General features: G+C 28.9%; 10 protein-coding genes. 1 reads left to right on the forward strand and 9 read right to left on the reverse strand.

What is annotated here, in order from left to right:
* Window positions 1–39: 39 nt before the first annotated feature.
* The 9 genes from I4V51_RS08735 to I4V51_RS08775 all read right to left on the reverse strand — a co-directional run bounded on the left by I4V51_RS08735 (window position 40) and on the right by I4V51_RS08775 (window position 10,681).
* Window positions 40–1,209, reverse strand: a complete 1,170-nt coding sequence (locus tag I4V51_RS08735; protein WP_195988051.1) for a HAMP domain-containing sensor histidine kinase — start codon at window positions 1,207–1,209, stop codon at window positions 40–42.
* On the reverse strand, window positions 1,202–1,885 hold the full coding sequence (locus tag I4V51_RS21505) for a response regulator transcription factor (protein ID WP_195988052.1): 684 nt from the start codon (window positions 1,883–1,885) through the stop codon (window positions 1,202–1,204). Before I4V51_RS21505 ends, I4V51_RS08735 begins: the two co-directional genes overlap by 8 nt.
* A 98-nt stretch (window positions 1,886–1,983) precedes the next feature.
* Window positions 1,984–2,667, reverse strand: coding sequence for an ABC transporter ATP-binding protein (locus tag I4V51_RS08745; RefSeq protein ID WP_195988053.1), 684 nt, complete (start codon window positions 2,665–2,667; stop codon window positions 1,984–1,986).
* Between the two features lie 2 nt (window positions 2,668–2,669).
* Window positions 2,670–3,287, reverse strand: a complete 618-nt coding sequence (locus I4V51_RS08750; RefSeq protein WP_195988054.1) for a hypothetical protein — start codon at window positions 3,285–3,287, stop codon at window positions 2,670–2,672.
* A 43-nt stretch (window positions 3,288–3,330) separates the two neighbouring features.
* Window positions 3,331–4,530, reverse strand: a complete 1,200-nt coding sequence (locus I4V51_RS08755; RefSeq protein ID WP_195988055.1) for an ABC transporter permease — start codon at window positions 4,528–4,530, stop codon at window positions 3,331–3,333.
* A 1-nt stretch (window position 4,531) separates the two neighbouring features.
* Entirely contained in the window at window positions 4,532–5,935 is a 1,404-nt protein-coding gene (locus I4V51_RS08760; protein WP_195988056.1) for an efflux RND transporter periplasmic adaptor subunit, read from the reverse strand.
* Window positions 5,936–6,200: 265 nt separating this feature from the next.
* The gene (locus I4V51_RS21180) at window positions 6,201–9,425 is read right to left on the reverse strand and encodes a beta-N-acetylglucosaminidase domain-containing protein (RefSeq protein WP_243281461.1); all 3,225 of its coding nucleotides are present in this window, start codon (window positions 9,423–9,425) and stop codon (window positions 6,201–6,203) included.
* A 435-nt stretch (window positions 9,426–9,860) separates the two neighbouring features.
* On the reverse strand, window positions 9,861–10,289 hold the full coding sequence (locus I4V51_RS08770; protein WP_195988057.1) for a hypothetical protein: 429 nt from the start codon (window positions 10,287–10,289) through the stop codon (window positions 9,861–9,863).
* Between the two features lie 44 nt (window positions 10,290–10,333).
* On the reverse strand, window positions 10,334–10,681 hold the full coding sequence (locus I4V51_RS08775) for a hypothetical protein (protein ID WP_195988058.1): 348 nt from the start codon (window positions 10,679–10,681) through the stop codon (window positions 10,334–10,336).
* Window positions 10,682–10,999: 318 nt separating this feature from the next.
* On the opposite strand from I4V51_RS08775, the gene I4V51_RS08780 reads away from it, so the two are divergent.
* Window positions 11,000–12,869: YCF48-related protein (locus tag I4V51_RS08780; RefSeq protein ID WP_195988059.1), on the forward strand; the 1,870-nt coding region annotated here is incomplete at its 3' end.

The raw sequence follows: 12,869 nt of genomic DNA on the forward strand, positions 1-12,869 counted from the left end.
CTATAAATTTAATTTTATTATAAAATTTATACATTAATATTATATATTTATTGGTAATATTATCATAAACTTTGTTCCTTTGTTTACCTCACTTTCTACTTTGATTTCTCCTCCATGCATATTTATTACTGATTTTGTTAAGGATAAACCTAATCCCATTCCACTACTTGATAAAGCATTAATATCTTCACATCTATAAAACGGCTCAAATATTTTATCAAGTTTCTTTTTATCAATACCTATTCCTGTATCTTTTATTATTATCTTAATAGTATCTTTCTCTTCTTTAGCTAATATTTTTATATACCCATTAGACATACTATATTTTACTGAATTTTCTATTATATTATAAAGTGCTCTATATAGCAAAATCTCATTACCTATAATTTTACTTTTTATTTCATCAATTTCTACATATATACTTATGTCATTCTTCTTAGCAATTATAGTTAAATCATCAACTACATCCTCAATTATTTCATTAATAATAATACTTTCATTTAAAGGAGCATTCTCTTGTCTAATTATATCTAGCAATGCTTCTATCATGGTATTCATCCTTAAAATTGATTTTTCTACAATAGCTAATGTATCCTCATACTCCTCAATACTTTTATCATCACAGCTTTTTAGTACATCTATATTTGTTTTAATTACTGCCAACGGCGTTTTTAATTCATGAGCTACACTAGCATTAAATCGTTTTTGTGAGTCAAATGCATTATCAAGTTTAGCAATCATCTTATTAAATGAAATAGTAAGCTCCTTTATTTCATCCTGTGGACCTTCTATATCTAAATTACAATTTAGATTATCTTCATTTATTTTTTTTATATTTGAATTTAATTTTACAATTGGCCTTAATGCTTTATTTACTATAAAATATGTACATATTCCACTTAATATAATTATTATGAAAAATACTATGATAGACGTTGTATAAATATTTGATACTGTCTCCCCTATAGCTCCCTCTATTATTATAACCGCATCTTCACCTGATAGATTTATATTATTATCATTACCTACATAATAATCTTCTATTGGAATTTCAAACTGTGTTTGAGAAAGTATATTTTCTGTTAACTCTGGCATACTCCTACCTATATCATAATTAATTGCAGTAATAAGAACAGCACTAGTTATAGTTACTATTATTACTACCATTAACGTAAATCTCCATTTTATTGTTAACTTAAATCTACTCATCGCTATCGCCTCCAAATAAATATCCTACTCCTTTTATAGTTTGAATAAGATTTTCTTTACCAGTAATAGCTATTAGCTTTTTCCTTAGTGAATATATATGAACTCTTATCACTGTAGTAAAAGGATCTGCACTTTCATCCCAAACATGCTCAATTAATTCTTCAGAGCTAACGATACGCCCCTTATTTTGTAATAAATATTTTAAAATTGAAAACTCCTTTAATGTTAAATGTATTATATCTCCATTATATGTAACCTTATTATTAGATAAGTTTATGCATAATCCCTCTTCTTTAATAACTGTTGGTTTGCTAACAAACTCTCTTCTAAGTAGCGCTCTTATTCTTGCTTTCAGCTCTAAAAAGTCAAAAGGCTTAACTAAATAGTCATTAGCCCCTAAATCCAATCCATTTATTTTATCTTCAATTTCTCTATTTGCAGATACAATTATTACTCTAGTATTAATATCTTTATCTCTTAATGCTCTTAATACTGAAAATCCATCAACACCTGGGATATTTATATCAAGAACAACTAAATCATATATATTAAAACTCAAAAGCTCTAATGCTTCATTTCCATCACTAGAAATATCAATAGCATATCCTTCTTTCTTTAGCCCTCTTTGTAAAGCTAATAATATATCTATTTCATCTTCTACAATTAATAACCTCACTTACAACTTCCTCCAACACCTATAAATAAAAATAACTCCATATGACAAATGTATGGAGCTATTTTTATTACTATACTATACACACATATATTATTATATTATAAATTATAATTATCAGTTAGTACACCATCCTGTATTCTTACAACTCTTTTACTTTCTCTGGCTACCTTATTATCATGTGTAATTACTATTATCGTATTTCCAATTTCATTTAATTGCTTAAATAATTCAAGAATCTCTTTACCGGTAGCTGAATCTAATGCACCAGTAGGTTCATCAGCTAGTAAAATAGCTGGATTAGTTACTAATGCCCTTGCAATAGCAACTCTCTGCTGTTGTCCTCCAGATAATTCATTTGGTTTATGAGATATCCTTTCCCATAAACCTACCATCTTTATTTTTTCCTCAGCAATTTTAATAGCTTCATTTCTAGAAAGTCCCTTAATAAGTAATGGCATAATTACATTTTCTAGTACATTATATTGTGGTATTAGATGATATTTTTGAAAAATAAATCCTATGTTACCATTTCGTATTTCTGCTAATTTTGCACTACTGCAATTATTAATATTTACATCATTAATAGTATATTCTCCACTGTCAGCTACGTCCATGCAGCCTAAAATATTCATTAAGGTTGTTTTTCCGGAACCTGAAGTACCTAAAATAGCTATATATTCTCCACATTTAACTGAAAGAGTAATATTTTTAAGTACATGTAATGAACTTTCTCCCATTTTATAATACTTATTAATATCTTTAAGAGTAATAATATTATCCATACTTACCCCATAATTTCAACTCTAATAACTGCGTTTGTTTTGCTATCAACTACAACATTTAATATAGATCCCTCTTTAATTTCTAATATTTTTCCTGTTTTCCCAGTTTTCATATTTACAATCTCTACACCAGCTGAAATTGTTAAATCTTTAGATTCTCCATTAAATGTTAATTCACTATATATATTAGAGTTGCTATTATCAGCACCTTGAGCTTCATTAGATATATTAGATTGACCTTCTCCCACGTTACCTTCAGCAGGGATTCCTTCTCTTTGAGCAACATCATCATTAGATAATTCATCCTTTGTTATCACTGTTCCATCAGATAACGTTAATGTTCCTCCATCTTCAAGTTGTTGTAATTGACTCTCATCTATCTGAAAAGAATTCTTATCTGAATCTTCATCTTCCGGCATTAAAATATTATCATCGCTTAATTTTAACTTTACTTCATTTCCTACAACTTTTTCAACCTTTCCAAAAAGTGAAGTTGTTTCAACTTTCTGCTCTATATTTGAAGCCTCTTTCTTTTCTTCAATGCCTTCTTTTTTTTCACCACATCCTACTAATGCTACTAAAGCTAAAACTGTTAACGATACTACTAATAATTTTTTCATAATTAAAATCATCCTTTCATTTCTATAAATTTATTTAATATATTTATTCATAATTTAATGCATCTACTGGTTTAAGTTGCGATGCCTTGTATGCTGGGTAAAACCCAAATATTGTCCCAGTTACTATTGCAAATAGAAATGCTATAATCATTCCTTCGATAGATGGTAGAACTGGTACTCCTAAATACTTTATAAATGGAATAAAATAATAACTTAAAATTAATCCTGCTATCCCACCAATACCACTTATTATTACTGCTTCTAAAATAAATAATGTCATAATATTTACTTCTTTAGCTCCTAAGGCTTTCAATATACCTATCTCCTTAGTACGCTCCTTTACTGATAAAAATAGTACATTCATAATTCCTATTCCACCAACTATAAATACTATTGTAGCTACTGAAACTAATAAGACATTCATTGTATGAGCTGATTCACCTGCAGCCTCTATACGACTTCCAGCATCCTCAGCTGTATATACATTATCATCCTCTAATAGATATTCTAATGAATCCATTATCTCAGCCATAGCTTTTTTTACAATATTAATATTATCAGCTAAGGCTACCATTTGAGGTATTGTATACTCATCAAAAATATTACTTTCCGCTGTAGAATAAGGTATAAAAACTGTATCATCTGGACTAACCCCCTGCATTCCATCAGCACTTCTTTCTAATACTCCTATTATTTTGTAACTTCTATTTTCAATGTTTATTTCTTTTCCTACTGCATCCTCAGCCCCCATAAAATACTTGTTTGCTATCCCATCACCAATTACAGCCACATTTGTACTATCCTCAACATCAATTTTATCAATATCATATCCATGGATAACCTTAAGATTAGATACCTTACTATATTCTTCCGTAACCCCTGTAACTGAAATATTTTCCTTTATATTATTTATTACAGCTTCCTTATATGAACTACCTCTAAGATACATGCCCTTTAATGTTGTGCTCTCATTCATAATAAAGTCCATGTGGTCTGGCGTAAGCTTTTTAAAATTCCCTTCAAAAATATTAGCTCCACTCGAATAATCTGGATTAATATAAATTGTTTCTGCACTTAATCCGCTAAACTGTGCTTTAACTTCTTCCTCTCCACCTTTTCCTATCGCTATTACAGCTACTACAGTGGCTGCTCCTGCAATAATTCCTAATGATGTTAAAATAACTTTTGATTTATTTTCTAATAGATTCTTAAATACTAATCGTACCATTTCAGAAAATCTCATACTATTGTCCTCCAATTACCACAGTATCACCTTCTGAAAGCCCAGATTTTATTTCAGAATTCTTTCCATCAGAAAAACCTGTTGTAATTTCTACCTCTTTTAATGTTCCATCTTCTTGCCTTAAATTAACTATCTGTTTACCATCCTTTAATGTAATCGCCTTATTTGAAAGCATAAGAACATCTTTAACTTCTTTTACTATAAATTGAGTACTTACTGTCATACCATGTAATATATTTAAATCATTTTTATCAACTTCCACAGTTACAGAGTAAGTTATTGAATTTCCCTGTGAATTAGGTTTTAAATTTATATATTTTACCTTACCATTTAATTTTTCATCTTGGAAAGCAGATACTGATATATAAGCGGCTTGTCCTTCTTCTATTTTCGTTATGTCATTTTGAGATACATTAATTTCAGCTAATACCTTATCACTTTCTCCTATTGTAATAACCGGAGTATCTAATGAGGTAGTAGCCCCTTTAGAGCAATTCAATGCAAGAATAATACCATCTGCTTCTGCATATAATATAGAATTTTCCTTTAGTTTATTTATTTTAGAAATCTCATTATTAATCTTATCAACTTCCTTTTGTGCATTACTAATAGCTTCATCTAAACTACTATTTGAAAGAGCATTTATTTCAGTATTAGCAGCTGCTTCTTTTGACTCTAAACTTACATCCTTATTTCTATCATTGTTTAAGGAAGTTAAACTTAGGTTAGCAGTATTTAATTCTGATTCAATAGATGCTTTTTCTGCTATTAACGAAGTTTCATTCTCTTTTAATTCTTGTAATTTCAATTCATTTTCTTCTGTCGATTTAGATAATTCTTCTATTTGATTTTTTACTACTTCTATTTTTTTATTAACATCATTTACTCTTTTATTTAAACCATTAATATTATTAATAATGGAATCTCTCTGGCTTTCATATTGCTTCTTTGAAGTCTGCACCTTATCTTGCCATTCTTTATTTTGTGTCAAAGCTGTTGCTTGCTTATTATTTTTCGCAGAATTTAAAGCTGCAGTAGCTTGTTTTAATTGTGAATTTAACTCTACTAATTTATCATTAATAAACGTTTCTGATATACTTGCTATCTTATCTCCCTTTTTAACACTCTGTCCCTCATTAACAAATACTTCACCTATCATTACAGCTTCTTCAAAATTCTGAGTAATTTGTTCAAGTTTTATTGCTCCTGATCCATTAGTTCCTGCCGTAATATCACCTTTTTTTACTACATATTCTCTTTCCCTTGTTAGCATTTCTTCTGCTACTTTGTTTCCTGTGTTATATTTATACATGGAGTATCCTGTAACTGCTATTAAAAAAGTTATTCCTAATACAATTGATATAGTTTTTTTAGATAATGCTCTATATTTCTTTACTGCCTTCATCTGTCTCTCCTCACTTAATACTTTTTACTCCTTTGAAACTCTTATTTTTTTCTGATTACATACTTATCATAGCAAGTCTAATGTAAAATTAACGTTAAGATAAAATACATGTAAAAACTTTTTAAATATTTAATTTTCTCTATAAAAAAAGATACTGAAAGCTTTACTTCTTTCAGTATCCTTATAATTAATATCTAAATTTTCCCTTTACTTTAATATAATTTTTATTTTACGTTTTATTTTTATACTTTTTTCTATAAACTAACTATTTTCTTTTCTTTATACCTAAATATCCAGCTGTTAAAGTTGTTAATCCCATAAATAATGCTGATATTCCACCTAAATTTCCTGTCTTAGGAAGATCTCCTTTATTATTAGATGATGAATTATTAGTTCCTGTATTTCCAGAACCTGCATTATTCTCATCTTTTCCATCATTTTTATCATTTTCATCACTAGAGTTTCCACCATTGCCTGTAGATTCACTTGCAACTAATCCATCTAATGCTACTTGTAATTCTTTTTCTACATTTTCTATTTCTTCACTAGTAGAATCTTCATTTTCAAGTATAGTCTTAGCATTTGCTAAATATTTTTGTAATTTATTCCAAGATTCAGCAGTATATTTGCTTGAATCTAAAGACTCAGCCTTATTAATTAAATCTTGTAATTTATCCTTATTTGGTTTTAATCTTAATTCTAAGAATGATCTTAAAAGTTCCTTATATGACTCACTTACTTCTGCTTCTAAAGCATTTTCATCTGCTATAATACCCTTTGCTTTTTCAAAAACTACTTGTAGCTTACTCCAAGTACTATCGATATATTCAGCTCCGTTTAATCCTTCAATTTTATTTACTAAATTAGATAATTGAGTTTTATCACCCTTAATAAATTCTAACATTTGCATTGCGCTTGATAATCTGACAAATGCTTCATCTACTTCAGCCTGAGTAAATCCTTCATTTGTTAATATATTTTTAGCTTCTTTAAGTGCTTCCTTAAATTCATTAGCTACTGCTGGAACAACTTTTGAAAGATCTTCTTCAGTTATCTCTTCAGCTAATTCAACTGCAATTTTTAAATGTTCTCTAAATGTTTCTTCTGGTACAACTTCAACATCAGCTTTATATACATTTATTTCTGCTGCTGATACGAAATCCGCCTCTGCTTCTATTGCTACAAGTCTTATATCAGTTGCTTCAACTGGATCAAATTTAGCTATTTTTAAAGCTGAATTCATATCCCATTCACCTTCTACAATTGTTGTGAAATTTTCACCATCTGTACTTACTTGTAATTCATATTTTGTAATTACTCCGTTGTAACCACCACTTTGTCTTGGTAAATATGTGTACTTATCTATTGTATAAGTTCCTCCAAGATTTATTGTTATGCTATGTGGTAATCCAGGTGATCCCCATTTAGTATGCCAAACAGTAGTATCATCTCCATCTATTGCATGACTTGCAAGTCTATCTTGAGCTGGATTATCAGGATTAATATTTTCACTTGTTGCTGTAGCTGTCATTTGAGATTGTGGAATAATCATTCCATCATAAGTGTTAACCACCTTATTTATAAGTGGTTTAAGTCTCTTTGTTCCAACATCTACAACAGTTCTAGCTGCATCCGTTCCTCCATTACCAGCTAAGAATGTATTCATTAGCTCTAATTTTTCAATTGTAACCTTAACTTGCTCTTTGTATTCTTTTTCTAAACCTTCTTCTGCTAATATTAGTGTATTCATAGCAGCAACCCCAGCTTCACCTAATACTTCATATGCTCCTAAGAATCCTTTTATTTCATCCAATAAATTGCTATTTACATTTTCAGATATAGCTTTAGCATCACTAATTATTGTTTCAAATTCCCCTAATAAATCTTCAGCTATTGCAGTAACTGATTCTTTATTTTCAATAGCATTATTTAAAGCAGTTATTCTTTCAGCTAAATATGCTGATTCATCAAATTCAAAAGCACCACTAGCTCCACCATCTTCTTTTAAGTAAGATACATTGCTTGCAAATCTCTTGAACTCTTCACTTACTTCTGGAACTAATTTTTCAATAGATGTTTCCCAACTTTGCATATAATCAAACACATCTGTATTCCATGTATAATCAGCTATACTATATAAAGCAACCTTAGAAGCTTCTGCTTGATTCATTGGGTTAGAGAAAAATCCTGTTACATTATCTAAGTCTTGACTTAAATTATGCATTGGAGCCATTAAAAGCTTTCCTCTACAATAATCATTTACAGGATAATTCCACCATACTGCAACATCCTTATCAACACCTGTTTTTTCTCTTGGCCAGTTAAAAATATCTCTAGATACATTTGACATAGTCGCATGTCCAGTCCACATAACTTCTATATCTTTATCTAAAGTTTGCATAAATGGTGTAAAATAAGTACTTAAATTTGGTCCCCATGCTGAATTATATCTTGCAGAAATAACTATCATAGGTGCAATATCACCTTTTACTTTAATAAACTCATTATTTATTCTGTTAATCCATTCTGCTTGCTTTTGTCCACTCTTCCAATCGTCTGTATCATCAAATAATACACCAAATTGTCTTACTCCTAAATCATATAATTGCTCATATTTTTTTATAAGAGCATCAAAATCCTCATCACTAAATGTTAGTGTAGCACCTGGATGGATTGTCCAACAGAAATTAAAATTATTATCCTTTCCTGCTTGTGCAAGCTCTGCTATTTGCTTAGCTTCCTCTTCTGGATATAAATCTTTCCAATTGCTTCTGTGATATGGATCATCCTTAGGTGCATAAATATAAGTATTCATCTTATATTCACTTGTATCAGCCATTAAATCCATTCTTTCTTCGTGAGTCCATGGAACACCATAGAATCCTTCAATAAATCCTCTAAGTGCAATTTCAGGGTAATCTGAAACTAAAACTTCTGCTATTCTATTATCTTCAGCACCTTGTTCTAATATTTGTCCTAAAGTTAATATTCCATAGTAAACTCCATCAGCATCTGCACCTTGTATTGTAATAGTTCCATACTTATTTTCATCATCACTTATTTTAAGAACATAACCTTCTTTTTTATCTAGACTTTCATCAGCTACAACTATAGAGTTACATTCATTGCAATGCTCTTTTTCTGAAGATAAAATTAAATTAGCCTTTCCTTCGATAGCATTATTTGAATAAGAATAGCTAAAGTTATTTTTATTTAATATTTCCTCTAACTTTCTTAACGTAGCTTCTTCTTGTTGTCCATGTACAACTACATTAACATTTTTGTTTAGTTCCACTCCTCCTTCTGACAAATACTCTACAGTTTGAGGTACAGGATAAATATCCACTCCTAAATTTTCACTCTTACCTATTTCTTTAGCATTAACATTAGTTATTGGTGCTAACATAGTTGAAACTACCATAGCAACTAAGCAACTTGTAGCAAGCATCCCTCTTCTAATAGACTTACTATCTCTTCTTTTTTGTCTCATTTCTTATTCCCCCATTTACCATATAAAATTAATCTATTGCATAACTCACAAAATATTAATCTTGTGAAGTTTTACAAACTCATTTTTCACGTTTCCCCCATTAACAATTCAATTAATCGTTTTCAACATACCTTTATTTTACTATATTTTTTATTTTTTACATTTTTTAGTGATTTTTTCTGTATTTTTTTCATCTTTTATATATTTTTTTCACCCTTGTGTAATGTGGAAAAGTTAATTTTCTGCTTTATCCTTAAATAAAAGTTCATCTCATAATTTAATATTAGTTAGATTAAAATTATATATTAAAATAAAGAAGCTTAACTTTATATTAAATCATAAAGTATGGCTTCTTTATTTTAGATTAACTATATATTATTTTTAGTATTAAAGTGAAAATTTATAGGATATAAATACTTCTTATAAAATTAAATATTAACTTAAACCCCATATTATCTGCCTTTGAAATTTAGTTAAATACTTAATACACGCTAATTCAAATTTTAATTTTCCTCCATAAACTTCATGATAAATAAATGTTCCATTATAAGTATCTTCACCTTCCCACTTAATTTCTTCTATTCTTATACTATGAAATATATAATTTAGTCTATCTTCATATTTAATATTAAAACATCTTTCAAAATCAGTCTTATTTTCAAAATATAACTCTGTTACTAAGTACTCTTCTTTCACCATAATATCTAACAATTTCATTAATGGAAGTAAATCAGTGATATTATTACTTTTACTTATTTTAATTTCATAATCCTCATTCTTTAATTCCATCTTATTTTCTAAAATCATATTTTTTATATCCTTCATTAATTTTACCAAATTAATTTCCTCTATTTTTTGTAACATCCTAATTATCTCCTTAGCCTATTTATTAATAAGATAATATTTCCTTAGCCTAATAATATTATTCTTAATTTAATTAGCTTTTCTAAAAACTTATCTAGCTTTTCTGGCTTTACCACTAATGCAATAGCTGTTATTTTTGTTATTGGTATAATTGTTTCAGTATTTAAATTATTAAATCTACTTGGATATATAACTGGAGTAATAATATTGGCTGTTAATTCTACTAAGCCTTGGTTTACAATTAATTTAGGCATATTTTTAACAGTTTCTATTCTATTAAAGAGTGTGTAAAACCTTAATCCATAATTATTTGTACTAGGATTAATTTTTAAATCTAAACAATCTGAATTGAAAATAAATTTTAAAGTTCTCCTCATACTGGCTTTATCCATAATTGGCATCCTATACTTAACTTATTTTTTATCTCACCTTTAATTATTTATTATATATTATGTAATTAAATGATTTACTGTTACATATTTTTATAATTGTAATCATAAAAAGGTATCTATTACACCACTGTATTATCATCAGCAATCATTCTATCTTAATATAACATTCAGCAACCAATTGTTTGCTACATTTTTCTTCTCTTCCTAACAACTATTTTTTTGAATCTTATTTTATAAAAATTCATATTTATATATTATTAAAAGTATTTACTAAACTACACTAAAAAATTTTACAGTAATATAAGGAGCGATAAAAAAATGTCTTATTTAGATAATTGGTCCTGGATAAATCCTTCGCCACAAGGCAATACCTTTAATTCAGTTGCTTCTGGAGACAATGTATTTGTTGCAGTTGGAAATGAAGGTATAATTTGGACTTCAGGTGATTTTGGTCAATCATGGTCACCTGTATCTTCTGGTACAACTCAAAACCTTAATAAAGTTAAATTTATTTATAATACCTTTATTGCAGTTGGAGAGGGGGGGACTATAATTACCTCCATAAATTCTGGTGCTACTTGGAATCATTTATCTTCTGGTAATACTAATACTCTCTATGATATTACTTTATCGTATAATAATGATAATCTTATTGCAGTTGGAGACAATGGTACTATTATAATTTCTCCTGATTTAGGTACTAGCTGGAATACTGTATCTTCAGGTACTACCTATACTCTATTTGGAATTTCATATTCTAATAGCTCTAATGTTATAGTTGGTCGTTTTGGTATTACCCTTATTTCAGTAGACTCTGGTTTTACATGGACTCATACAACTTCTAATACTAATAATCTTCTTCGAGGAATAACTTTTTCTAATACCTCGCTAATAGCAGTTGGAGATAGCGGTACTATTATAACTTCCACTGATTCTGGACATACTTGGATTTTAAGAACTTCTGGTACTTTAAATCCTTTATATGATATTTTATATGATAACATTAAATTTATTGTAACTGGCTATTCAGGAACAATGCTTACTTCAACAGATAATGGTCAATCATGGATTCCAAAAACTACTAATACTCAAATAGGTATTAATGGTATTGATTTTATAAATAATAATTATATTATAATAGGAACATGGGCTTCTATTCTTACTTCAATAGATTCTGGACAAACTTGGGTTCTCAAAACCACTGATATTTCAAATAACAATCATCTTTCATCTATTATATTTGCAAATAATACACTTGTTATAGGTGGCTCTAATGGTTTTATTCTTACTTCAAATGATTTTGGTCAAAATTGGACTCCAAGAACATCATTTGTAGGTAATGGATTTAATTCAATTGCTTTCGGTAATAATACTTTCATTACTGTTGCAAGTTGGGGTGTTATTGTTATATCAACAGATAATGGCGTTACTTGGTCTAATAAAACCTTCGGTAATGCTTGGCTATTTGGTATTACCTTTGGCAATAATACCTTTATTTCTGTTGGAGACAGTGGTACTATCATTACTTCAACTACTAATGGTAATACCTGGATTACTAAAACTTCTAATACTATAAATCGCCTAAGTGACGTTGCTTTTGGTAATAATACCTTTATTGTCGTTGGATACTCTGGTACTATTTTAGCTTCTATAGATAATGGTTCAACTTGGATTCCTAAGATTTCTGGAACCCCAAGCCACCTAAATGGAATTGCATTTGGTAATAATACTTTTGTTGCCGTTGGATATGATGGTGCTATTCTTACTTCAACCAACTATGGAGATAGTTGGATTCACAGATCATCTGGTACTTCTACCATTCTATATAAAGTTACCTTTGCTAATAACACATTTGTTGTTGTTGGGTATAATGGTACCATTATTATATCTAAAGATAATGGACAAACTTGGAGTCCTAAATCATCTAATACTCCAAATCAATTATCAGGAGTTGCATTTGATACAACTAAATTTATTTCTGCAGGAGAATTAGGTACTATTCTTAAATCCCAACCTACTGAACTACTTTACTCTGTTAATTATCATGGTAATGGTAATACTTCTGGTTCTGTTCCTATTGATAATAATCATTATCTTACTGGTGATATTGTTACTGTTTTAGGTAATATTAATAACCTTGCCAAAACTGGTTATACATTTATCGGTTGGAACACCTCTCCTTTAGGTA

It is taken from the genome of Clostridium sp. D53t1_180928_C8, from assembly GCF_015667795.1.
Lineage (GTDB): Bacteria > Bacillota > Clostridia > Clostridiales > Clostridiaceae > Clostridium.

Excerpts from the sequence above, each read along its gene's own strand:
- I4V51_RS08735 (WP_195988051.1), bottom strand. The coding sequence starts at position 1,209 with ATGAGTAGATTTAAGTTAACAATAAAATGGAGATTTACGTTAATGGTA.
- I4V51_RS08745 (WP_195988053.1), bottom strand. The coding sequence starts at position 2,667 with ATGGATAATATTATTACTCTTAAAGATATTAATAAGTATTATAAAATG.
- I4V51_RS08750 (WP_195988054.1), bottom strand. The coding sequence starts at position 3,287 with ATGAAAAAATTATTAGTAGTATCGTTAACAGTTTTAGCTTTAGTAGCA.
- I4V51_RS08755 (WP_195988055.1), bottom strand. The coding sequence starts at position 4,530 with ATGAGATTTTCTGAAATGGTACGATTAGTATTTAAGAATCTATTAGAA.
- I4V51_RS08760 (WP_195988056.1), bottom strand. The coding sequence starts at position 5,935 with ATGAAGGCAGTAAAGAAATATAGAGCATTATCTAAAAAAACTATATCA.
- I4V51_RS21180 (WP_243281461.1), bottom strand. The coding sequence starts at position 9,425 with ATGAGACAAAAAAGAAGAGATAGTAAGTCTATTAGAAGAGGGATGCTT.
- I4V51_RS08770 (WP_195988057.1), bottom strand. The coding sequence starts at position 10,289 with ATGTTACAAAAAATAGAGGAAATTAATTTGGTAAAATTAATGAAGGAT.
- I4V51_RS08775 (WP_195988058.1), bottom strand. The coding sequence starts at position 10,681 with ATGGATAAAGCCAGTATGAGGAGAACTTTAAAATTTATTTTCAATTCA.